18 protein-coding genes are annotated in these 25,118 nt (G+C 44.6%); 13 read left to right on the forward strand and 5 right to left on the reverse strand.

Going from position 1 to position 25,118, the window contains the following annotated elements; all coding sequences use genetic code 11:
- Positions 1-151 precede the first annotated feature (151 nt).
- From ACTNDQ_RS04365 to ACTNDQ_RS04375, 3 genes are all read right to left on the reverse strand, one after another.
- The gene (locus ACTNDQ_RS04365; RefSeq protein ID WP_441063881.1) at positions 152-1,138 is read right to left on the reverse strand and encodes a 2-hydroxyacid dehydrogenase; all 987 of its coding nucleotides are present in this window, start codon (positions 1,136-1,138) and stop codon (positions 152-154) included.
- Positions 1,139-1,379: 241 nt separating this feature from the next.
- On the reverse strand, positions 1,380-2,654 hold the full coding sequence (gene aroA / locus ACTNDQ_RS04370; RefSeq protein WP_288721771.1) for a 3-phosphoshikimate 1-carboxyvinyltransferase: 1,275 nt from the start codon (positions 2,652-2,654) through the stop codon (positions 1,380-1,382).
- Between the two features lie 71 nt (positions 2,655-2,725).
- A complete protein-coding gene (locus ACTNDQ_RS04375; protein WP_015525209.1) occupies positions 2,726-3,817 on the reverse strand; it encodes a prephenate dehydrogenase in 1,092 nt (363 codons plus the stop codon).
- 405 nt (positions 3,818-4,222) lie between these two features.
- On the opposite strand from ACTNDQ_RS04375, the gene ACTNDQ_RS04380 reads away from it, so the two are divergent.
- From ACTNDQ_RS04380 to ACTNDQ_RS04405, 6 genes are all read left to right on the forward strand, one after another.
- On the forward strand, positions 4,223-4,945 hold the full coding sequence (locus ACTNDQ_RS04380; protein ID WP_441063884.1) for a phosphatase: 723 nt from the start codon (positions 4,223-4,225) through the stop codon (positions 4,943-4,945).
- Between the two features lie 149 nt (positions 4,946-5,094).
- Positions 5,095-7,185, forward strand: coding sequence for an elongation factor G (locus tag ACTNDQ_RS04385; protein WP_278796565.1), 2,091 nt, complete (start codon positions 5,095-5,097; stop codon positions 7,183-7,185).
- 159 nt (positions 7,186-7,344) lie between these two features.
- Complete coding sequence (locus ACTNDQ_RS04390) at positions 7,345-7,515, forward strand: hypothetical protein (protein ID WP_015525206.1); 171 nt, start codon at positions 7,345-7,347, stop codon at positions 7,513-7,515.
- Positions 7,512-8,519, forward strand: coding sequence for a LacI family DNA-binding transcriptional regulator (locus ACTNDQ_RS04395; RefSeq protein ID WP_021652638.1), 1,008 nt, complete (start codon positions 7,512-7,514; stop codon positions 8,517-8,519). The genes ACTNDQ_RS04390 and ACTNDQ_RS04395 overlap by 4 nt, the downstream gene beginning before the upstream one ends.
- A 219-nt stretch (positions 8,520-8,738) precedes the next feature.
- The gene (locus tag ACTNDQ_RS04400; protein WP_114001585.1) at positions 8,739-10,415 is read left to right on the forward strand and encodes a glycoside hydrolase family 13 protein; all 1,677 of its coding nucleotides are present in this window, start codon (positions 8,739-8,741) and stop codon (positions 10,413-10,415) included.
- A 14-nt stretch (positions 10,416-10,429) separates the two neighbouring features.
- On the forward strand, positions 10,430-12,421 hold the full coding sequence (locus ACTNDQ_RS04405) for a glycoside hydrolase family 31 protein (RefSeq protein ID WP_441063887.1): 1,992 nt from the start codon (positions 10,430-10,432) through the stop codon (positions 12,419-12,421).
- Between the two features lie 217 nt (positions 12,422-12,638).
- Here ACTNDQ_RS04405 and ACTNDQ_RS04410 read toward each other — a convergent pair whose 3' ends face one another.
- Positions 12,639-13,868, reverse strand: coding sequence for a dicarboxylate/amino acid:cation symporter (locus tag ACTNDQ_RS04410; protein ID WP_441063889.1), 1,230 nt, complete (start codon positions 13,866-13,868; stop codon positions 12,639-12,641).
- Between the two features lie 253 nt (positions 13,869-14,121).
- Between ACTNDQ_RS04410 and leuS the strand changes: the two genes are divergently transcribed.
- From leuS to ACTNDQ_RS04440, 6 genes are all read left to right on the forward strand, one after another.
- Positions 14,122-16,539 (forward strand): leucine--tRNA ligase, encoded by a 2,418-nt coding sequence (gene leuS / locus ACTNDQ_RS04415; protein ID WP_022426495.1) that lies wholly within the window; start codon positions 14,122-14,124, stop codon positions 16,537-16,539.
- A 346-nt stretch (positions 16,540-16,885) separates the two neighbouring features.
- Positions 16,886-18,247 (forward strand): radical SAM protein, encoded by a 1,362-nt coding sequence (locus tag ACTNDQ_RS04420; RefSeq protein ID WP_178016165.1) that lies wholly within the window; start codon positions 16,886-16,888, stop codon positions 18,245-18,247.
- Between the two features lie 91 nt (positions 18,248-18,338).
- Positions 18,339-18,995 (forward strand): TVP38/TMEM64 family protein, encoded by a 657-nt coding sequence (locus ACTNDQ_RS04425; protein WP_114001589.1) that lies wholly within the window; start codon positions 18,339-18,341, stop codon positions 18,993-18,995.
- 78 nt (positions 18,996-19,073) lie between these two features.
- The gene (locus ACTNDQ_RS04430) at positions 19,074-20,360 is read left to right on the forward strand and encodes a chloride channel protein (RefSeq protein ID WP_195656568.1); all 1,287 of its coding nucleotides are present in this window, start codon (positions 19,074-19,076) and stop codon (positions 20,358-20,360) included.
- Positions 20,361-20,507: 147 nt separating this feature from the next.
- The gene (locus tag ACTNDQ_RS04435; RefSeq protein ID WP_118063902.1) at positions 20,508-20,711 is read left to right on the forward strand and encodes a hypothetical protein; all 204 of its coding nucleotides are present in this window, start codon (positions 20,508-20,510) and stop codon (positions 20,709-20,711) included.
- A 169-nt stretch (positions 20,712-20,880) separates the two neighbouring features.
- On the forward strand, positions 20,881-22,119 hold the full coding sequence (locus ACTNDQ_RS04440) for an AGE family epimerase/isomerase (protein ID WP_278796572.1): 1,239 nt from the start codon (positions 20,881-20,883) through the stop codon (positions 22,117-22,119).
- Between the two features lie 178 nt (positions 22,120-22,297).
- Here ACTNDQ_RS04440 and ACTNDQ_RS04445 read toward each other — a convergent pair whose 3' ends face one another.
- Positions 22,298-24,049, reverse strand: a complete 1,752-nt coding sequence (locus tag ACTNDQ_RS04445) for an Rqc2 family fibronectin-binding protein (RefSeq protein ID WP_021652628.1) — start codon at positions 24,047-24,049, stop codon at positions 22,298-22,300.
- Between the two features lie 149 nt (positions 24,050-24,198).
- Here ACTNDQ_RS04445 and ACTNDQ_RS04450 point away from each other — a divergent pair, with 149 nt between their 5' ends.
- Positions 24,199-25,077 carry a YicC/YloC family endoribonuclease gene (locus ACTNDQ_RS04450; RefSeq protein WP_015525190.1) on the forward strand — a complete coding sequence of 293 codons (879 nt, stop codon included), beginning with the start codon at positions 24,199-24,201 and terminating at the stop codon, positions 25,075-25,077.
- The last annotated feature ends 41 nt before the right edge of the window (positions 25,078-25,118 follow it).

Genomic DNA, 25,118 nt, shown 5'->3' on the forward strand with positions numbered 1-25,118 from the left:
GTGCAATTTTAATTTATATTGAACGCTCACAAGAGCATATCAATCTTTTTCTCATCAGATTAGATTATCCGAGTTTTCGGACAGTCTCCCCGGATACAGATAAACGATCAGTATCCGGGGGGCTTATTTTGTGTGTCAGGGCTGAGACCGATCAGTGGACCAGATTTTTCATTTCAGCTCCAACCATAAAAGCTTTTGCGTTTTCCAGGGTTGTCTCCGCAATATTGGTCAGTGCTTCTACCGTAAAGAATCCCTGATGTGAGGTCATGGTCACATTTGGGAAGGACAGAAGACGCTGGATCGTGGAAGTAGGAAGAATGCTGCTTGACATGTCTTCATATACATATGCAGATTCTTCTTCGTAAACATCCAGACCAACGGCGAAGAATTTGTGATCACGGATACCTGCGATCAGATCATCTGTTTTGATCAGTCCACCTCTGGAGGTATTTACAAGGATCACACCATCTTTCATTTTTGCAATCGTTTCGGAGTTGATCAGATGCTCTGTTTCCGGAGTCATCGGACAGTGCAGACTGATCAGATCACTGGTGGAAAGAAGTTCATCCAGTGAAACATACTCCAGAAAGTCAAGATTTTTATTAGGGAAAAGATCATAAGCAATTACCTTCATGCCAAAGCCGCGGCAGATTTTTGCCATTGCCTGACCGATTTTTCCGGTGCCGATGATGCCGGCAGTTTTCTGATAAAAGTTAACGCCCATGAGACCGTTCAGTGCAAAGTTATTTTCACGGCATTTGATATATGCCTTGTGGGTGTGCCGGTTGGCGGTAAGGGCCAGTGCCATGGCGTGTTCGGCAACTGCTTCCGGAGAATAACCGGGAACACGTGCCACCTGGATCCCGCATTTTGCTGTAGTTTCCAGATCAACATTATTGTATCCGGCACAGCGCATCAGGATCAGTTTTACACCCTGGCGGTGAAGCTCTTCAATGACCGGTGCGCCAAGGTCTGCATTTACAAATGCACAGATGGCATCGTAGCCGTGGGCAAGAGATGCGGTTTCTTCATGGATATTTGCTTCAATGAATTTAATTTCAATACCTGGATAAGATGGAAGCAGCTTCTCAAAAAATTCCCTATCGTAGCTCTTGGTGTCATAAAACAAAATTTTCATAATTGTTGCTCCTCTCTGGAAATAATTATTTTCCAAAAAAATAATACCATAATAGTAGGAATTTGGAAAGTGGGAAAAACGATAAAATTTATCAAAAAAAATGGTTTCATTTTGGAATTATGATATCCATAATAAATAAAAATTATACGAAATACAAAAAAAGAGAGCATTTTATGCACTCTCATCTGATGGAACAGATGTTGTGATACATGAAAATGCTCTCTGTCTGGATATAAGATAATTATTCTGCCAGACTATAAAGATCGGAATAGAATTCCGGATAGGAGATGTTGACACATTCTCCGTTTTTGATGGAAAGTGTTCCCTCACAAAGCAGTCCTGCTACTGCAAAAGACATGGCTACACGGTGATCCAGATGAGAATCGATCTCTGCGCCATGAAGGGCTTTTCCACCATGAATAATCATGCCATCTTCGGTTTCCTGGATCTCTGCGCCCATTTTCCGAAGATTTTCCGTCATAACCTGGATGCGGTCGGACTCTTTGACACGAAGCTCCTGTGCATCCCGGATAACAGTGGTTCCTTCTGCAAAAGCTGCCATAACGGCGATCATCGGAAGTTCATCGATCAGAGTAGGAATGATCGCGCCTTCTATTGTGGTCCCGTGAAGCGCAGAGGAGCGGATCAGAAGATCGGCAGTAGGTTCGCCCTCTGTGGTTTCATTGAGGAGAGTGATATCTGCTCCCATGGCCCTGCATACACGGAGGATGCCGTCACGGGTCGGGTTGATCCCCACATTTTTCAGAAGGATCTCACTGTTGGGAACAAGAAGACCTGCTGCGATAAAATAAGCTGCAGAAGAGATATCTCCCGGAACCAGGATCTCACGTCCGTAAAGAGATGGGTCCGGTTTGATGGATGCTGTTGTTCCCTCTGCGGTTACATTGGCGCCAAAGTAATTCAGCATGATCTCCGTGTGATTTCTGGAAAGGACCGGCTCTGTTACACGGGTAATGCCGTCAGAGTACATTCCGGCAAGAAGTACGCAGGATTTTACCTGGGCAGATGCTACCGGAGAATTGTAGTGGATGGCATGGAGCTTTTTTCCGGAGATCTTAAGCGGTGCACATCCGTTTCCGTTGAGACTTACGATATCGGCACCCATTTGGGAAAGCGGAGTCATGATCCGTTTCATAGGGCGTTTCTGGATGGAAGCATCGCCGGTAAGCTCTGATACAAAGTCCTGTCCTGCAAGGATCCCGGAGATGAGGCGGGTGGTAGTACCGCTGTTACCGACGTCAAGAGTCTCTGACGGAGCACAGAGACCATGGAGACCTTTTCCGTGGACCAGGATCTCTCCTTCTGTATTTTCAATGTTAATACCCATTTTCCGGAAACAGGAAATAGTGGAGAGACAGTCTGCACCCTCCAGAAAATTTGTGATCCGGGTAGTGCCTTCTGCAAGAGAGCCGAACATGACAGCTCTGTGAGAAATGGATTTATCTCCGGGAATGGCAAGAGAGCCGGATAATTTTTTTGCTTTTTTGATTTCCATATTAGTACCTGCCTGTATTGTTATTTTTGAAATACATGGCAGCAGATCGGATATCTGCTGCCGTTTATATATCAGCGTTCGCAGATCTTGTAATTACGTTTTGTAAGAAGCACTTTAGCCTGCTCCAGAGCTGCGTCTGTATAAAATTCAATCTTCAGAACGCCATCTTCAAATTCCCGGTTGTGGATAATACCGATATTTTTGATGCTGACCTTTTCTGTTGCAAGGATGGTTGCGATGGTTGCAATGGCACCGGCCTCATCTGCCACATCGATATAAAGGACATAAGAGCGGGGGATCAGGCTGTTGTCTACAATGTCAATGGAGTCACGGTAATCCTTGGAGCTTGCAAACATATCAAAGATGTTGTCGGCTTCTTTGTTGTCAATGGAACAGCGGATCTGGATCAGCATACGGATAAATTCATCCAGAACCGTGGAAATGTTTTTCTGATTTTCCAGACAGATCTGTTCCCACATAACCGGTGAAGAAGAGGCAATACGTGTGATATCACGGAAACCGCCGGCTGCGATCATTTTCATATACTGGGCGTCGTTATCCAGAAGATTTACAAGATTTACAAGAGCGGAAGCTACGATATGAGGAAGGTGGCTGACTCCTGCCGTGATGAAATCATGTTCTTCTGCAGTGATAACAAGGGGAATCGCACCAAGAGAGGAGATCAGTTCTGTGAAATCAGAAATCTTTTCCAAAGCAACTTCTCCTCCCGGAGTGATGATATAATAAGCATTTTCCAGAAGATGATCACTGGAATTGGAAAAACCGCTGCGTTCGGAGCCTGCCATAGGATGACCGCCGATGAAGCGTCCTTCAAGTCCGAGCTCGGTTACTTTTTCGTGGATAACACTTTTTACACTGCCTACATCTGTGAGGATACAGTTCTTTCCAAGAGAATCTTTGATCTTTTCCATGTATTCCACATTGAATTCTACAGGTGCACAGAGAAAAAGATAATCACAGTTATATAACTGCTCATCGTCAATATCACAGATCCCGTTGATCACGTTTAAACTGACTGCCTCTGCCAGAGCACTTCTGTCTTTGTCAAAGGCAAGCAGGCGATAATCCGGGTGAAATTTTCGTATGGTTCTGGCAATGGAGCCGCCGATCAGTCCAAGGCCGATAAAACCTATGGTTTTCATAGTACTTCAGAGTCCTTTCAGGTTACTTTTTACTTTTATTCTTTAATAGTGTAAATCACGACTATATTGTAAAAGAAAGTGTGAAAAATGTCAACAAATGTTAGCGGAAACAGGAAGGCCATTTTTGTAGCTGTTTACCGGTAATGTTTTGCGAACAGGGAAGAGTAATAGAAAGTTACTGTTCATTGGTAATATTCCGCGAGGTGTTTTTTGTGAGCGAAGGTCACGGAAAACCCGAGACATACCGCGTGAATTTATGCGATTAGCATAAATTCTGTGCATCGCGAAGCGTGTTGCTGAGAACGGAGTGAACAGTAACAATAGAAAAAGGCTTGAGAAATCAGAGATTTCGGACGTATAATATAATAAGAAAAAAACAATATAAGATACAGAGGAGAATTTATCATGAAATATCAGTCAGTTATGGATCTTCACACACATACCGTAGCCAGCGGACATGCATACTGCACACTTCGCGAGATGGCCAGGGCTGCTTCCGATAAAGGCCTTGAACTCCTGGGAATCACAGAGCATGCACCGAAAATGCCCGGAACCTGTCATAAGTTTTATTTCCAGAATATAAAGGTAGCACCTCGTGAAATGTACGGGATCCAGCTGCTTCTGGGTTCGGAGGTAAATATCCTGGATGCGGCGGGAACGGTAGATCTTGAGCAGAAAACTCTGGAGAAGCTGGACGTGGTCATTGCAAGTCTTCATGTTCCATGCATCAGACCAGGCAGCAGACAGGAGAATACGGAGGCCTATCTTAATGCTATGAAGAATCCGTGTGTCAATATCATCGGACATCCGGATGACGGAAGATACGAGGTTGACTATGAGGCGCTTGTACAGGGCGCCAGAGAATACGGTAAAGTCCTGGAGCTGAACAACCACTCCATGGACCCTGACTGTAACCGTGAGAATGCAGTGGAGAATGATACCATCATGCTGGAATACTGCAAAAAATATCGGGTACCTGTGGTTATGGACAGTGATGCCCATTTTGACCTCCTGATCGGGGAATTTGATCTTGCCAGAGACCTTCTGACCAAACTGGATTTTCCGGAAGAGCTGGTACTGAACCGTTCTGTGGATGCCGTGAAAAAGTATGTAAACCGGAAATTCTGAAAGATAGACGACTGTTCTGTATTAATTGACGGTAATACGAAAAACTTTCTGAAAAAAAGTTGTCAAAATTGAATAAAATACTTGAAATTTGCATGGAAATTTAGTAAAATGTGAACATATTAAGTAAGACAAGCAGGGAGGTATTACATATGGACGTTTTCAGAACAGACCGAATCAGAAATGTAGTCCTATTAGGTCATGGTGGCGCAGGCAAAACAACACTGGCTGAGGCAATGGCTTATCTGGCAGGTATGACAAGCAGACTCGGACGTGTTGAGGATGGCAATACTGTCAGCGATTATGACAAGGAAGAAATAAAGAGACATTTTTCCATCACAACTTCTCTGATCCCGGTACCATGGGACAAGGTGAAGGTAAATGTACTGGATACTCCCGGATACTTCGATTTTGTGGGAGAAGTTGAGGAGGCAGTCAGTGCCGCAGATGCAGCAATCATCGTTGTTTCCGGTAAGGCCGGTGTTCAGGTAGGAACACAGAAAGCATGGAATCTCTGCGAGAAATATAAGCTTCCGCGAATGATCTTTGTTACAGATATGGACGTGGATGATGTCAGCTATCGTGAGGTCGTGGAAGAGCTGACAGAGCTGTACGGCAAGAGGATCGCTCCTCTTCATTTCCCGATCCGTGAGGATGGTAAGTTTGTAGGTTATGTCAATGTTGTGAAGCAGGCAGGAAGAAGATATATTGATAAGGCTGGCAAGGAAGAATGTCCGGTTCCGGATTATCTGACAGAATATCTTGAGAAATATCATGAAACTCTGATGGAGTCTGTTGCAGAGACAAGCGAAGAATTTATGGACCGTTATTTCGAGGGAGATACCTTCTCCGTAGCAGAGGTTTCCGCCGCTATTGCAACCAATGTACAGGATGGAAGTATTGTTCCGGTATGCATGGGATCACCGGTGAACCTTCGCGGTGTATCTAACCTTCTGGATGATATCTGCGGTTACTTCCCAAGCCCAAGCGGACGTTCCTGCAATGGTATCGCACAGAAGACTAACGAGATCTTTGAGGCCAATTATGACTTTGCCAAGGCAAAATCCGCTTATGTATTTAAGACCATCGCGGATCCGTTCCTTGGTAAATATTCTCTGATCAAGGTATGCTCCGGTGTGCTGAAATCCGATGATACACTTCTTAATGTAGAGAAAGGAACAGAGGAGCGTGTAAACAAGCTTTATGTCATGGAAGGTTCCAAACCGATCGAAGTTCCGGAGCTTTTTGCAGGGGATATCGGTGCCATTGCCAAGCTTGGCAGTGTACAGACCGGTGACAGCCTTGCAACCAAGGCGAATCCGATCCTTTATCCAAAGGCTATACTTTCCACACCATATACATATAAGAGATTTAAGGCAGTGAAGAAGGGCGACGAGGATAAAATCGCCCAGTCCCTTGCCAAGATGATGACAGAGGACAGAACACTGAAGGTTGTCAATGACAGTGCAAACCGTCAGAGCCTGCTCTACGGTATGGGTGATCAGCATCTTGATATCGTTGTCAGCAAGCTGAAGGAGCGCTATAAAGTGGATGTGGAGCTTTCCAAACCGAAGGTTCCGTTCCGTGAAACACTCCGTAAGAATTCAGATGTAGAAGGCAAACATAAGAAACAGTCCGGCGGACACGGACAGTATGGCCACGTTAAGATGCGCTTTGAGCCATCTGGCGATCTGGAGACACCTTATGTATTTGAGCAGGTAGTTGTAGGTGGTGCAGTTCCGAAGAACTACTTCCCGGCTGTTGAGAAGGGACTTCAGGAATGTGTTCTCAAGGGACCTCTGGCTGCATATCCGGTTGTTGGTGTGAAGGCAACCCTTTACGATGGATCTTATCATCCGGTAGATTCTTCTGAGATGGCATTTAAGATGGCAACTATCCTTGCCTTCAAGAAGGGCTTTATGGAAGCGTCTCCTGTACTTCTTGAGCCGATCATCTCCATGAAGGTTACAGTTCCGGATAAATATACCGGTGATGTTATGGGAGATCTGAACAAGAGACGTGGTCGTGTTCTCGGAATGAATCCGGATCACGAAGGAAATACCATCATTGAGGCAGATGTTCCGCTTCTTGAAATCTATGGTTATTCCACTGTCCTTCGTTCCATGACCGGTGGAAGCGGAGATTTCTCCTATGAATTTGCACGCTATGAGCAGGCTCCTAATGATATCCAGGAGAAAGAGATCGCGGCACGCGCAAGCAAGGTTGACAGTGCTGACGAATAAACAGAGATATTTTTTGAGGGCAGAATAAAGAGTTGACAGGCTGCAGCATTTGCTGTAGCCTGTTTTTAGATGCATTCGTGAATAAGCAGTCAGAGAAACGAATTGCGCTCATACAGGTTATTGAAGTATGAGCAAAAAAGAAAAGAGAGAGGACAAAAAATGTTAGTATGTGATTATATCGTGGAACAGATTGACGGAGATTATGCACATTTGAAGCGTGTGGATCAGCCGGAGGAGGAACTGAAAGTGGTTGCCAGAGCATTACTTCCGGCAGAAATCTATGAGGGCTGTGAGCTTCATTATGAGCTGATGCAGTATTCAATGAAATGATAAGACTGCAGGATATCGCGGATATGGCAGGTGTCAGTCGTACAACCGTATCCAATGTGATCAATGGAAATACAAAACGGGTTTCACAGAGCACCATTGACCGGATCACGGCGATCCTGAAGGAGCAGAATTATGTTCCCCACATGGGATCTGTGATGCTATCCGGACACGGCTCAAGGATCATTGGAGTGGTTCTTGGTTTTTCCTTCATTCATGGTATGCAGTCTCTGCAGGATTCTTTTGTGGGAGAGATCACCGGAACGCTGCAGGTCGAAGCAGAAAACAGAGGCTATTATATTATGCTCATTGGCGGTGAACGGATCGATAATGTGGTAGATATGGCATCCCGTTGGAATGTAGAGGGTCTTATCATTATAGGGTATAATGAAGAACAGTATCATCAGCTTTCCAGAAAGCTGAATAAAAAAATGGTATTGATCGATGCCTATCCGAAGGGTGGATATAGCTTTCAGAATGTAGGAGTGGATGATTATTCCGGCGGATATCAGATCGGGGAATATCTGCATTCCTGTGGATACCACCGGGCACTTTTTGTTGCGGAAACAGAGCAGGACAGTGATTATGCCAGATGGCTTGGATTCAAACAGGCTATGGAAAAAAATGGCGGCTTCTGCAGCCGCTCCCGCTATGTGGTGGTTCCCCAGGAACCCCGGCGCAGACTGAAAAAATATGAAGAGCTGCTGCCTCATTTTCTGGAGACAAAGGCTCTGGCATTTTCTTCGGATTACACAGCTGTGGAGGCCATCAATTTTTTTACAGACAGGGGAATCCGGATTCCGGATCAGATTTCCATTACCGGCTTTGATGATAATTTTTATGCGCAGATCGTCAGGCCAAAGCTGACCACCATTCATCAGGATGTTCATCAGAAAGCAGTTCTGGCCTTGCGGAAGCTGCTTCTTATGGCAGAGGGAAAGGAACCTGCCGAAAAAAATGTAAAAAGCCCTGTATGGCTTGTAAAGAGAGATTCTGTAAAAGAGTAGCAGGATCTCTTTTTTTATGTTGTGATGACTTTTCCTGGCACATCATCGAAATACGGTTGGAAATTATTTTTAGAGGCCAGTAGTGCTTTATTGTTAAAACTGCATAAAAAAAACAGAAAAGTTTGGCAGTAATTTAAGTTTCACGAGAAACTTATTGATTTTAAAGGGTGGATAGGATATGCTGATTTCAGAATCAACAGAAAAAGGAGGCAATTTATCATGAAAAAAAACTGGTGGAAAGAAAGCGTGGTATATCAGATCTACCCGAGAAGTTTTAAGGACAGCAACGGAGACGGAATTGGTGATATTCCCGGGATCATAGAAAAACTGGACTATCTGAAAGAACTGGGAGTAAATGTTCTCTGGATCTCACCCATGCTGGAATCTCCGCAGGATGACAATGGCTATGATATTTCCGATTACCGCAGGATCTATAAAGAATATGGAACCATGGAGGATTATGAAAAGCTTCTTGAAGAAGCGCATAAACGGGGCATTAAGATCCTCATGGATCTGGTCGTAAACCATACTTCCGATGAACACAACTGGTTTATTGAAAGCAGGAAATCCAAAGATAATCCTTACAGGGATTACTATATCTGGAGAGAGCCGGTGAATGGAAAAGAACCGAATAACTGGGGAAGTGCGTTCGGAGGACCTGCATGGGAGTATGATCCTCAGACAGAGATGTATTATCTTCACCTGTTTTCAAGAAAACAGCCGGATCTGAACTGGGAAAATGAAAAGGTTCGTCAGGAAGTTTACGATATGATGAATTTCTGGTGTGAAAAAGGAATCGACGGTTTCCGAATGGACGTGATCAGCATGATCTCCAAGGATCAGTCATATCCGGATGGAGAAATGAATGGAGGATTATACGGTGATTTTGGTCCTTACTGCGTCCATGGCCCGAGGATCCATGAGTTTCTTCAGGAAATGAACAGAGAGGTTTTATCCCGATACGATGTGATGACAGTTGGAGAAACCTCCGGTGTGACTATCGAAGAGGCACAGAAATATGCAGGTGAGGACAGGAATGAGCTGAACATGGTGTTTCAGTTTGAGCATGTAGAGGATCAGGGATCAGACCATGGTAAATGGACTACCGAGAAATACGATTTCCAGGAATTTAAAAAGGTTATGATCAAATGGCAGGAAGAGCTTGCGGGAAAAGCATGGAACAGTCTGTTTCTTGGAAATCATGACCAGCCAAGAAGTGTTTCCAGATTTGGAAATGATAATCCGGCATACAGGGAAACTTCAGCCAAGATGCTGGCAACCTGTCTTCATATGATGCAGGGAACTCCTTATGTTTATCAGGGAGAAGAGCTTGGAATGACCAATGCTTATTTTACAGAGCTTAAGGATTATCGTGATATCGAGAGTATTCAGTATTTCCATGAATATACAGAAGCAGGTATTTATACACCGGAATATATGATGAAGTGCCTGATGCTGAGAGGACGTGACAATGCCAGAACACCAATGCAGTGGGAGGATTCTCATCAGGCCGGTTTTACGGAGGGAACGCCATGGATCAGGGTAAACTCCAATTATAAGGAGATCAATGCGAAGCAGCAGCTTTCAGATCCGAATTCTATTTTCCATTATTATCAGAAGCTGATCCGTTTAAGAAAAGAAAAACCGGTGATCGTTTACGGCGTTTTTGAGGCACTTTACAGAGATCATGATCAGATTTTTGCATATACCAGAACCCTTGAGGGAGAGAAGCTTCTCACAGTCTGCAATTTCAGTGAGCATGTGGCAGAAATGGAAATTCCGGAAGAATTTCAGAAAAATGCAGAATGTCTGATCACAAATCTTGGAAGAAAGGATTTTGGAAAGAAAGTGGTCCTGAAACCTTATGAGGCATTTGTTCTTTACAGAAATCTGTAACAGGAGAGGGAAAAATGATAAAAAAATATGTATATGGAGAGCCCTTTGAGACTGAGGCACTGATAGAAAACCTTGAGACAGCAGAAGGAAAGCCAGGATATGGAGAAATCTGTGCAGAAGATGGATTTTCTTTTACTTATATCATGGATGAAGAGGATATCGTTTACGGATTGGGAGAATCCAATCGCGGTATCAACAAGAGAGGATTCATTTACACCAGTAACTGTACCGATGATCCGGAGCATACAGAGGATAAACATTCCCTGTACGGTGCACATAATCTTATCATTGTGTCCGGAAAAGAAACCTTTGGAATGTTTTTTGACTATCCGGCAGCGATCACCTTTGACATTGGCTATACCAGAATGGATACCATGAAGGTAACCTGCGAAAATGCAGACCTGAAGCTTTATGTGATCGAAGGGGAGAGTCCCTATGATATTGTAAAGCAGTTCCGTCATGTGATCGGAAGAAGCTATATCCCGCCGAAATTTGCCTTTGGATTTGGCCAGAGCAGATGGGGCTATACTACAAAAGAGGATTTCCGGAAGGTTGCAGCTGGATATCGTGAAAATCATATTCCTATTGATATGATCTATATGGATATTGATTATATGCAGTCTTATAAGGACTTTACATTAAGTGAAGAGAATTTTCAGGATTTTCCGGAATTCGTAAAGGAACTGAAGGATCAGGATATCCGTCTGATCCCGATCATCGATGCCGGCGTCAAGGTAGAGCCGGGATACGATGTTTATGAAGAGGGTGTCAAAAACCGCTACTTCTGCCAGAGAGAGGACGGCAGTGATTTTGTAGCTGCTGTATGGCCGGGGGATACTCATTTTCCGGATGTATTGAACAAAGATGCCAGAAAATGGTTCGGTGACAAATACCGTTTCCTGATCGAGAAGGGAATCGACGGTTTCTGGAACGATATGAATGAGCCGGCGATCTTCTATTCCACAGAGGGAATGAAAGAGGTCAAAGAGCTTGCAGGAGAATTTGCAAAAGATACGGAAGGAAAGATCCATATCTGGAAGATGCAGAGTGCACTTCGCAATGTTGCAAACAATCCGGAAGATTATCGGAGATTTTACCATAATGTGGATGGCAGAAAGATCCGCCATGACAAAGTCCATAACCTGTTTGGCTACAATATGACCAGAGCAGCAGGGGAGGCTTTTGAACGGATCGATCCGGAAAAACGTTTTCTGATGTTTTCCAGATCATCCTATATTGGTATGCATCGTTATGGTGGGATCTGGACCGGCGATAATAAATCCTGGTGGGCTCATATCCTTTTGAACCTGAAGATGATGCCATCTCTGAATATGTGTGGTTTCCTGTATGCAGGAGCAGATCTGGGTGGATTTGGCGCTGATACAACAAGAGAACTGCTGCTTCGTTTCCTGGCACTTGGAGTATTCACACCGCTGATGCGTGATCATACAGCGATCGGTACCAGAGAGCAGGAATGCTACCAGTTTGAAAATGTGGAAGATTTCCGTCATGTGATCGGTGTAAGATATCGTCTTATTCCATATCTTTACAGTGAATATATGAAGGCGGCTCTGAACGATGATATGTATTTCCGGCCGTTGGGCTTTGTTTATCCGGAGGATAAGATTGCTGTACATGTGGAAGACCAGCTGCTTCTTGGAAATGAGATCATGATCGCTCCGGTTTATGAACAGAACGCAAGAGGCCGTTATGTATATCTTCCGGAGGAGATGAAGTTTGTGAAATTCCTTCCGGATGGAACCATTGCAGAGGAGATCCTTGAAAAGGGTGTTCATTATGTAGAGGTGGCACTGAATGAGATTCCGTTGTTTATCCGGAAGGGAAAATGTATTCCGGTTGCAGAAGCAGCGGAATGTGTGGCAGCTCTGGATACAAAAAATATGCAGCTTCTCGGATATGAAGGTGCGGAGTATACCTTATATGAGGACGATGGGGTCCATAAGGATTACGACAGAGAAGAAAATTACCGTGTTCTGAAAAAATAAAGTCAGCAAAATGAAATATAAATTTCTGTGTTACATCATTTACGTTAAACAGTATAAAGAATACAGGATGTGAACAGTTGATAAACAGAAAAGCCGTAAGTATATGTGAAAGTTTCTTAAACATATATCTTACGGCTTTTGCTACTATTGCTTTACATAAAAATTTTTATGTAAAGCAATTCGCATTCTGTTTAAATAACACTTCAGAAAGATTTGTTTATGCTTCTTCCTCAATCTGGATAACATTTTTCAGTACAGAGCAGCATGCCATGTCACCGATAACATTGACACAGGTGGCGCCCATATCACAGAGGGTATTGATGCTGATATAAACACCAAGAACTCCGGCAGGAAGTCCGGCCATAGTTGCCAGTGCTGCGAAAGATGCGATAGCACCACCGGGAACACCTGGAGTACCAACGGAAAGCAGTACGTTTGCAAGAAGGATAATGATCATAAGAGGAATACTTACATGGATCCCGCAGGCGTTTGCAAAGAACATGATCATAAAGGACATCAGGATAGATACAGCATCCATATTAACGGTAGCACCAAGAGGAATGGCGATGCTGGTGATCTGGTTGGATACGCCCATTTCTTCTTCCATACACTGCTTGCTTAATGGAATGGTTGCGGAGCTTGAGCAGGTTCCGAAGGCGTTCAGTGCTGCTGGCAGGATCGCTTTCAGGAATTTCAGCGGACTTTGTTTGCCGATCAGCTTTACAGAGAGACCGTACACTACAATAGCGAAGCCAAAGAATGCCACATACAGAATGACAAGCTGTGCTGCAAGGGAAATGATCGTTTCAGTTCCGTTGGCTTCCACAACCGGTACGATGGTACAGAAAACACCGATGGGTGTAAAGTACATGATGGTTGTAATGATCTTCAGGCATACTTCATTGACGGAATCAATCAGATTCAGGAATGGAGTTCCTTTTTCACCGACTGCGATCAGTGTGAAACCGATGATCAGGGCAAACACCAGAACCTGGAGCATGTTTCCGTCAGCAAATGCGGCGATTGGGTTGGAAGGGATCAGGTTTTTCAGGGTGTCAAGGATACTGCTCATTTCTGTAGCCTGGATATCTGCTGTTGCCATCTCAAATTTGACTCCCTCTCCGAGATGGATCAGTCTCGGGATGATCAGTCCGCACAGGCTGGCAAGTGCCGTTGTGCAGAGAAAATAGATCATGGATGCTGCAGTGATCTTGCCGGTAGTACGTGCGTTTCCGATGGAACAGATTCCAATGACAATGGAACAGAAGACCATGGGAAAGATCATCATGTTCAGGGCGTTCATGTAGATACTTCCGATCAGACTGGTCACAGTGAGGACAGGTTCAAACCGTCCGGCCAGGAAAAGTCCTGTGAGGATACCCAGGATCAGTCCTGTAAAGATCGCACCGGTAATATGTTTCCGGTACCAGGAATAAAAAGATTTCATTTATGCGTTCCCTCCTAAGATAAATATGTATGGTATGTATAATATAGGAAAATACATGCAGGAAATTATATCATGTGAAAAAAGAAGCGTCAACTAAACCAGGCCAGGATTGCAGGTTCATGTATACTTTGATGGAAAAGGGCTGTTTTTGGATTTTTGTTTGACAAATACATCATAAGTAGTTAAAATTAATAGCAGTGTGTGAAAGCATTAAAGTATTAATACTGAGTAATTTGTCAGGAGGAATAAAAAAATGGCTGCACCTTATAACCATAGAGCCATCGAAGCGAAATGGCGCACAAACTGGGAGAAAAAGCCGGTAAATGTCAATGATGGCAAGAAACCGAAATACTACTGTCTGGATATGTTCCCGTATCCGTCCGGAAACGGTCTTCATGTAGGACACTGGAGAGGCTATGTGATCTCTGATGTATGGAGCCGCTATAAAATGCTCCAGGGTTATTACCTGATCCATCCGATGGGATGGGATGCTTTTGGTCTCCCGGCTGAGAACTATGCCATCAAGATGGGTGTTCATCCGGCAGTATCTACAGCAGCAAACATCAAAAATATCAAACGTCAGATCAACGATATCGCAGCGATCTATGACTGGGATATGGAGGTTAACACAACTGATCCGGAATTCTATAAATGGACACAGTGGATCTTTGTAAAAATGTTCAAAGAGGGGCTTGCATATGAGAAGGAGTTCCCGATCAACTGGTGCCCTTCCTGTAAGACAGGTCTTGCAAATGAAGAGGTTGTAAACGGATGCTGCGAGCGTTGTGGCACTCCGGTTACCAAAAAGAACCTCCGTCAGTGGATGCTCCGCATCACAAAATATGCAGACAGACTTTTAAGTGATCTGGATAAACTGGATTGGCCGGAGAAGGTTAAAAAGATGCAGACAGACTGGATCGGCAAATCCTACGGCGCAGAGGTCGATTTCCCGGTTGAGGGAAGAGAAGAGAAGATCACGGTCTATACAACAAGACCGGATACTCTTCATGGAGCAACATTCATGGTACTTGCACCGGAGCATGCTCTTGCAAAATCTCTTGCAACAGACGAGACAAGAGAGGCTGTAGAGAAATATATCTTTGATGCTTCCATGAAATCCAATGTAGACCGTCTTCAGGATAAAGAGAAGACCGGTGTGTTCACAGGTACTTATGCGATCAATCCGCTGAACGGCGAGAAGCTTCCAATCTGGCTTTCTGACTATGTACTTGCTGATTATGGTACAGGTGCTATCATGTGTGTACCTGCTCATGATGACCGTGACTTTGAGTTCGCAAAGAAATTCGATATTCCGATCATCCAGGTTATCGCAAAAGATGGTAAAGAAATTCAGAATATGACAGAAGCTTACACAGAGGCTTCCGGAACCATGATCAACTCCGGTGAGTGGAACGGAATGGAATCTTCCGTACTGAAGAAGGAAGCACCGCATATCATCGAGAAGCTGGGTATCGGACGTAAGACTGTCAACTACAAACTGAGAGACTGGGTATTTTCCCGCCAGCGTTACTGGGGTGAGCCGATCCCGATCGTACACTGCCCGAAATGCGGTGCGGTACCGGTACCGGAGGATCAGCTTCCGTTAAGACTTCCGGAGGTAGAAAGCTACCAGCCGACAGGAACCGGAGAGTCACCGCTTGCAGCTATTGACGAGTGGGTAAATACCACATGCCCATGCTGTGGTGCTCCTGCAAAACGTGAGACAAACACCATGCCTCAGTGGGCAGGATCTTCCTGGTATTTCCTCCGTTATGTAGATAATAAGAATAATAAAGAACTGGTTTCCAAAGAGAAAGCCGATAAATATCTGCCGGTAGATATGTATATCGGTGGTGTAGAGCATGCTGTTCTTCATCTTCTGTACTCCAGATTCTACACCAAGTTCCTGTATGATATCGGAGCTATTGATTTCGATGAGCCGTTTGTCAAGCTGTTCAACCAGGGTATGATCACAGGTAAAAACGGAATCAAGATGAGTAAATCCAAAGGAAATGTTATTTCACCGGATGATCTTGTAAATGATTACGGATGTGATTCCTTACGTATGTATGAGCTGTTCGTAGGACCGCCGGAACTGGATGCAGAATGGGATGACAGAGGAATCGATGGTGTATCCAGATTCCTGAAACGTTTCTGGAATCTGGCTCTTGACAGCATTGAGAAAGATATCCCGGCTACCAAAGAGATGGAGAAGACCCGTCATAAGATGGTATACGATATCACCAGCAGACTTGAGGCCTTCAGCCTGAATACCGTAGTGTCCGGATTTATGGAATACACAAACAAGCTGATCGCTATCGCAAAGCAGAACGACGGCGCTGTTGACAAAGAAACCATCGAGACAGTTACCATTCTTCTTGCGCCATTTGTTCCTCATATTGCAGAGGAGATCTGGGAGAAGCTTGGTCATGAGGATTCCGTTTTCCATGCACAGTGGCCGGCTCACGATGAGGAGCTTATGAAGGATGATGAGATCGAGGTTCCGGTTCAGATCAACGGCAAGACCAAGGCTGTTATCAGTATTCCGGCAGAAATCTCCAAAGAAGATGCGATTGCCGAAGGAAAGAAGGCAGTTGCAGATAAGATTTCCGGAAATATCATCAAAGAGATTTACGTACCGAAGAAGATCATCAATATCGTAGTAAAGTAATAAGATAAATCAAAAACACCCGAAGCAGGGCGGAAGATATTTCTGCCTTTGCCAGGGTGTTTTTTATATGGATAAACATCGTAAAATCGGTAAGTATGCACAAAAATAACGAATGTTATTTAGAATAAATGCCAATAATATTTAGGCATTTTAACAGATTTGCCTAGTTTTTGGTCATACCAATTATATTGCCTATTGTTATTCAAATGGAAAAAACGTACAGTAACACCATGAGTCAGGCAAAGATAGTAAGAAAGCTTTGGTACTCGAAATGCAGTGTGACGGAATGAAGATGTCCGTTTAGCTAGATTGCATATTTACATTGAGAGAAATAAGGAGAGATAGTATGAGCGCAATGAACACACTTAAGAAATTCGGACTTGAACAGGCATTTAATTATGTTTATAAAGATCCGGATAAGAATTTTATCAAGATCATGGACTGGGCAGATAAATTTTCCGGTGGTGGATTTCCTACACAGAGAGCAATGATCCGCGAAGCCATTTCTAATCCGGAACATCCGTATTATCCGTTTATTCATAGATTGGTAACTGATATTGATCCGCATGTTATGAAAACTCTGGTTGCAAACTTCTTTATCAATGCAAATCTTGCAGGCTGGAAGAAACAGGATGAATGCCGTGAGAAATATGGCTGTAATATCCCGTGGGCAATCCTTCTTGACCCAACAAGTGCATGTAACCTGCACTGTACAGGATGCTGGGCAGCAGAGTATGGAAACAAGCTGAACCTCACCTACGATGAGATTGATGACATCATCCGCCAGGGTAAGGAGCTTGGCGTTTATATGTATATTTACACAGGCGGAGAGCCACTTGTAAGAAAAAAGGATCTGATCCGTCTTTGCGAGAAACATAATGACTGTATCTTCCTTTCCTTCACAAATGCAACACTGATCGATGAGGATTTTGCAAATGATATGCTTCGGGTAGGAAACTTTGTTCCTGCGATTTCACTGGAAGGATTTGAGACTGCAACAGATGGCAGAAGAGGAAATGGTGTATACCAGAAGGTTATCAAGGCCATCAATCTTCTCAGAGAGAAGAAGCTTGTATTTGGTATCTCTGCATGTTATACGAGTGCAAATTTCGAGTCTATCACATCAGAGGCATTTTACGACAGCCTGATCGATCTTGGAGCGTACTTTATCTGGTATTTCCATTATATGCCGGTTGGAAATGATGCAGCACCGGAGCTGCTTCCTACTCCTGCACAGAGAAGAGAAACCTATGAGCGTATCCGTAAATACCGTGCAACAAAGCCGTTGTTTGCCATGGATTTCCAGAATGATGCAGAGTTTGTGGGAGGATGTATTGCAGGCGGCCGTCGCTATCTGCATATCAATGCAAACGGCGATATCGATCCATGTGTGTTTATCCATTATTCTGATTCCAATATCCGCGAGAAAACACTTCTGGAAGCACTGCAGTCTCCGATGATGATGGCATATCATGACGGACAGCCGTTTAATGACAATATGTACCGTCCATGCCCGATGCTTGAAAATCCGCAGAAGCTGAGAGAAATGGTAGAAAAATCCGGAGCACATTCCACAGATCTTCAGTCACCGGAGAGTGCAGAGCATCTCTGTGCGAAATGTGACCGGTATGCTGAAAACTGGAAGCCGGTAGCAGAGGAAATGTGGAAGGAAGACCAGGAGAGAAAGGCAGCGAAGAAAGGCTGCTGATCCTGAAACTAAAAAAAGCAGAACTTATGAAAGAGCACGGTACCGGAAACAGGTGCCGGTGCTCTTTTTTTGAAAACGGAGGGATCAGACCATGAAAAAAATGATTGATAACATCAGAAAATATCTGCCGGCGGTGCTCCTTCTTGTGCTTCTCCTTTTCTGTATCCGTTATAGAGAGGATCTGTCTGTGGAAAAGATTCTGCGCTATACGCCGAAGGAACCTGTTAAGGCTGCATTGCTTATGCTTGTGTTTTATGCCGTGAAAAGTGTTTCCTTTGTATTCCCCATTGCAGTTCTGCAGCTGGCTGTAGGACATCTGTTTTCTACAGGAACTGCACTTCTGGTGAACTTTCTGGGAAGAGCAGTTACATTGGCGCTTCCTTACTGGATGGGACGTTTTTCCGGCTCTTCCATGGTGGAGAATCTTACTTCCAAATATCCGAAGCTGAAAACAGTGGTGGACTATCAGAACGGAAATCCGCTGTATATCTCTTTTTTTATGAGAACGCTGAATTTTTTGCCCGGGGATGCAGTGAGCCTGTTTCTGGGCGCGGTGAAGATCCCGTTTGAAGTATATATGCTGGGCGGGATGCTGGGAACATTTCCGGGAGTTATCCTAGCCACGATATTTGGAGCAAATATCAAGAATCCCGGATCACCGGCATTCTGGCTTTCCGCAGTGCTTCTTGTGATGATCAGTGTATTCTCGATCCTGATCCATAGATATATTTCCGGGAAGAAAAAATAAAAGGGCTTTCTCTTCCTGCTTTTACTGTGAAGAAAAATGTAGTATAATGCAGACAGTAAAGAAAAGAAGGGAAGGAACATGGGGATAGATCATAACAAAAGATTAAAGGAACATTTATATTATTACAGTGCAAGAATCAGCCGGGATATCTCAAATCTGATCAAGTGGCTGGTTCTTGCTGTCATTACAGGATGTATCGTAGGAGCTGCCAGCACACTGTTTTCTTTTACGTTAAAGGCAGTGACCAATTACCGGAAGGCTCATGAATGGATTTTCTTTTTGCTGCCATTATCCGGACTTGTCATTGTATTTTTGTATGAGAAGCTTGGAAAAGAGGATGGAGGGACCAATCAGGTTCTTTCTACCGTGCGTTCCAGAGATGATGTGCCGATCCTTTCTGCGCCTCTGATCTTTATCACAACGGCGCTGACTCATCTTACCGGTGGTTCTGCGGGACGTGAGGGAGCAGCGATCCAGCTTGGAGGAAGTATTGCCAACCAGCTTGGAAGATGGATCCATCTGGACGAGGAGGACCGTCATGTAATTGTCATGTGCGGCATGAGCGCGGCGTTTTCCGCATTGTTTGGAACACCGATGGCAGCGGCAGTTTTTGCGCTGGAAGTGGTCAGTGTGGGCGTGATGTATTATGCGGCACTGATGCCGTGTATGATCGCGTCATTGATCGCTTCCGGATTTGCAGCCGGAATGGGAGTCACACCGGAAAGTTTTCATGTGACGGATATTCCGGCACTGACTGTGGAAACTGGCCTGAAAATGGGAGTGATCGCTCTGGGCTGTGCAGTTGTCAGCATTATGTTCTGTATTGCGCTGAATGGTGCAGCAGGACTTTATGGCAGATGGTTTAAGAATAAATATGTCAGAGTTGCAGTAGGCGCCTGCCTGGTCATTGTTGTCACCTTTATTCTGAGAACAGATGAATATATGGGCGCTGGTGCGGAGCTTATTGAAAAAGCGGTGGAAAACGGACAGGCGGATACTTTCGCCTTTTTCTGGAAAATGGTGCTTACAGCACTGACTATGCGCGCAGGATTCCGCGGGGGAGAGATCGTACCTTCTTTCTGCATTGGAGCTACCTTTGGCTGTGTGATGGGTAATCTTATGGGAATTTCTCCGTCGATCTGTGCAGCCTGCGGAATGGCAGCAGTTTTCTGCGGTGTGACCAACTGTCCGATCACTTCGATCCTGATCGCTTTTGAAATGTTTGGATTTAAGGGAGTATCCTTCTATCTGATCGCAGTATCTATCAGCTATGCAGCATCGGGATATTATGGCCTTTACAAGGATCAGACCATTGTGTACTCCAAATATAAAGCAAAATATGTGAACCGACATACCAGATTCTGATATAGAACGAAATGTGAAGGGGTGTGTATACTGGCATAATATCTTATGGAATACCGCATGGACATGGCTGGAAAATATCTGGACATCTGCGGAAATCTGATGTAATATATTAAACGTTAGTATTTACAGAAAGGCAGATTTTAAGGTATGGAAGAGAAGATTCTTGATTTTATCATGGAGTATGCACAGGAGAATGAGGGAGTCCCGTTTCAGGTGATCGAGGAGAATTTTAATATCGTTATGGATGATAAGCTGAAAGATATCATCAGTGATGCAATCTGGGACAGAGATAATGTTTCCGATGTGATCACAGAAAGTGATCGTTATGTGATCACCTGTTTTGAAGATTAATACAGGGCTATCTGTGACCGTTACGGTAATGGAATTAAGAAATCTGATATGAGGAGAATGCATATAGGGCATTCTCCTTTTTTCGTCAATCTGTCAAAAGAATCCAAAGGAATTGAAATCCCCAAAAAAGAATGGTATCCTAAAGAAAAAAGTAGATGGGGTGGTTGAAATGAACAGCAAATATGAGATCAGCACAAAAGAAAATCGGGAATTCCTGAAAGCATCCTGTGAGGAGCTTTTGAATTTCGGACATCGGTTTCCTTCACCGAATGGAGGTTCCTATTATCTGGGGGACGACGGAACACCATGGAAGGACAGAAACCGGGAAACCTGGATCACCTGTCGTATGGCTCATGTATACAGTCTGGGTCTGATGCTTGGCCATGAGGGAAGCGGAGAGCTTGCGGATGCGGCGTTGAAAGGTCTGAAGGGAGAGCTTCACGATGAAAAAAACGGTGGCTGGTATGCAGGTGTAACACCGGAAGGAGATATTGTGCCCAATAAACAGTGTTATGCCCATGCATTTGTGATCCTGGCTGCATCTTCCGCACTGACAGCCGGAAGGCCCGGGGCGAAAGAGCTCCTTGAAGAGGCATTGGCTGTTTATGACCGACATTTCTGGAATGAAGAGGAGGGGCTGGCCTGCGATACCTGGAATACGGAATTTACTGTGCTGGATGATTACCGGGGATTAAATGCCAATATGCATACGGTAGAGGCTTTTCTGGCAGCAGGAGATGTCACCGGGGATAAAAAATATCACATTCGTGCAGGCAGGATCATTGATCATGTGATCCAGTGGGCAGAAGATAACTCCTGGAGGATCCCGGAACATTTTACGAGGGAATGGGTGGCAGATCTTGACTGCAACCGTGACCGTCCGGATGATCCGTTCAAGCCATACGGCGCAACACCGGGACATGGAATCGAATGGGCAAGGCTGATCACACAGTGGACGCTTGCAAACTGTGGAGAAGAGAAAGAAAAACTGGAAAAACATCTTCAGGCAGCAGAAAACCTTTACACAACAGCAATAAAAGACGGCTGGAACGCAGATGGTGCACCGGGAATTGTATACACGACAGATTGGAATGGCAAACCGGTGGTACATGACCGTATGCACTGGACTCTTGCGGAAGCGATCAATACCTCTGCAGTTCTTTATCAGGTGACCGGTAAGAAGAAATATGCGAAAGATTATGCTGCGTTTATGAAGTACCTGGATGAAGTGGTCATGGATCACGAAAACGGCTCCTGGTTTCATCAGCTGGATGAGCAGAATCATCTGAAAGGAACCGTATGGCCCGGAAAATCCGATCTGTACCATGCACTGCAGTCTACACTGATCCCATATCATAAAGCAGATACGTCTATTGCACCGGCAGTGAAGAAAAAACTGGAGATCTGAACAAAATCGTTTTGCGATTTTTGTTCGTGAGCATGTAACGAAGCGGAGTGCGAATGTTCAATAAAAAAAACCTTCCTGTGTTTACAGAAAAATTTCTCAGGACAGATACTTGCAGAGATACAGGTATCCGGTCTTGAAGAAATAAGAAAACACAGGAAGGTTTTTTGTTGAATAGTTATTACTCCGTAACCTCTTTCAGATCCGAAATATCCGGAGAAGCCATGAGAGAATAATTGGTGTAATAAACAACGAAACCGGGTTTCGCACCGGCAGGTTTTTTCACATGCTTTTTCTGGATATAATCGATCTCTACCTTGGGAGCAGAGTGTCCTTTGGAGTACCAGGCTGCCAGGCGGCCTGCTTCTTCGAAAGTACGGTCCGGAAGTTCACCGTCTTTGGTGCGGACGATCACATGGGAACCAGCCATTTTCTTTGCATGGAACCACCAGTCATTTCCAGTTGCGAACTTGAAAGTCAGCTCATCATTCTGGAAATTGTTTTTTCCCACATAGATATCAAAACCGTCACTGGATATGTAGTGGAGCGGTTTAGATTTCGGCTGGGCTTTCTGGCCTTTTTTGTTTGTGTAGTGACGTTTGATATAGCCGTACTCAGTGAGCTCTTCCTTGATCTGGGAAAGGTCACTTTCAGATCTGGCGATATCCAGAGCATTGGAGATAGATTCCAGATGAGAGATCTCACTTTCCGTATCTGTGATCTGTTCTGTGACGGCTTCCTCTGTACGCTTCAGCTTTCCGTATTTATCAAAATATTTCTTGGAATTCTGTGCCGGAGTCAGTGTCGGGTCAAGAGGGATAGTGATCTCCTCATTGGTGTAATAGTTCAGTGCCTTAAAGGATCTGCAGCCTTCCTCAAGCCCGTATCCGTAGGTGTTGATCAGTTCACCGTAGACCTTGAATTTATCTTTTTTTGCAGTATCATTCAGCTGCTTTTTCTGGATGTTGTATTTTTTTCGGTTACGTTCCAGAGCGGTCTGTACTACACGGCGAAGATCGGAGGATTTCTGGTGGATACGTGTCAGCAGACTTTTGGTAGCATAATAGGTCTCCAGCATAACAGAGACACTGTCAAAGATTTCGCTGCGGTATTCACTGCCAAACTGCTGATAAGGAAAGACACCATATTCCACAGGTTCCTCTCCGCGGTAGACAATATTTGGGGTGAACTCTCTGTTCCGGATCTGTTCCATAAGGCGGAGAAAGGTATGATAAAGATGGGTGCAGGCTGCCTCATCCAGGGACTGCGATGCATCGCTTCCGTCAATGGATGCACGGTAGCAGATCTCCTCAGCCATTACCGGGCTCATACCTGTGAGTGAAGTGTAAAGCGCCTTGGAAATATTCACAGGCTTTTTACAGATGTGCTGTGTGAACTCCTCCTCGGAAACAGTCAGCGGATTTTCTTTATCCCTGGTATTGGGAATGAAATATTCTCTTCCGGGAAGAACCTCACGGACAGAGCTCATATGAGAAGAGACATGTTTGATGCTGTCCAGGATCATTCCCTTTTCGTCACAGAAGATGATGTTGCTGTGCTTGCCCATCAGTTCCATGATCAGACGCTTTCTGCAGGGATCCCCCAGCTCATTAAGATGCTCCAGCTCAAATTCCACCACGCGCTCCATTCCAGGCTGCTTCACATCAAGGATACGGGCGCTTCCGATGTGCTTTCTGAGAAGCATGCAAAAGTTCGGCGCGGTTAAAGGACTGATACGGTTCTTATCTGTAAAATAGATCAGAGGAAGGGATGCGCTTGCACTTAAGAGAAGACGTTTCTGTCCGTTTGCGCCCTTTCCTGTGATCAAAAGTTCATCGTTTTCCGGCTGGGCGATCTTGTTGATACGTCCGCCTTTTAAATTATCATCGATCTCTGCCACGAGAGCAGAAACTGTAATTCCGTCAAATGCCATGATTTTACCTCCATTTCAACATCAATCATTATAACAGTAAAAAAAGAGTTTGACTAGGGTTTTGGAATGAACTATAATAAATCCGTATGCAATCAGTTACTGTATTTATCAGCAGCTGATAAACTTAAGAGGCAGTATTGGAGGATAACATGATAAAAAGTATGACCGGCTTTGGCAGGGCAGAAGCAGTTTCCAGAGAGCGTAAGGTTTCTGTTGAACTGAAATCCGTCAATCACAGATATCTGGATCTGAACATCAAAATGCCGAAAAGACTCAGCTATTTTGAGGGAGAGATCCGAAATGTGATGAAGACTTATATCCGCCGCGGCAAAGTCGATGTGTTCATCACCTATGAAGACTATACAATGGGCGGAATGGCTCTGAAATACAATGCAGAGCTGGCAAAGGAATATCTGGGCTATCTGAACCAGATGAGTGAGGAACTGGGGATCGAGAATGATATCCGTGTTTCCACACTTTCCAGATATCCGGATGTGTTTACAATGGAAGAGCAGGCTCCGGATGAGGAAGAGCTCTGGAATTTTCTGGAGGGTCCGCTTCATGAGGCCTGCCGGAAATTTGTGGAGACCCGCCAGCGTGAGGGTGCTAATCTGAAACAGGATCTTCTTGGGAAGCTGGACGGACTGGAAGCAAAGGTCGATGTAGTGGAAAAACGTTCTCCGGAAGTAGTGAAGGCTTATCGGGAGAAACTGGAAGCCAAGATGCACGAGCTACTTGAAGATAACCAGATCGATGATTCCAGGATCGCCGCAGAGGTGATACTTTTTTCAGATAAGATCTGCAATGATGAGGAGACGGTACGTCTTCGAAGCCACATCCACGGAATGAGAAAGATCCTGGATGAGAACGAGGGCGTGGGACGTAAGATGGATTTCATGGCACAGGAGATGAACCGTGAGGCGAACACTATCCTGTCTAAATCCAATGATCTTATTGTATCCAACGCGGCCATCGATCTGAAGACAGAGATCGAGAAGATCCGTGAGCAGATCCAGAATATCGAGTAACCGGGCAGGAAACAGGCTGTACACAGACAGAAAGGGAGAGC

Source organism: Blautia massiliensis (ex Liu et al. 2021) (assembly GCF_052064225.1).
GTDB classification, from domain to species: Bacteria; Bacillota; Clostridia; order Lachnospirales; family Lachnospiraceae; genus Blautia_A; species Blautia_A fusiformis.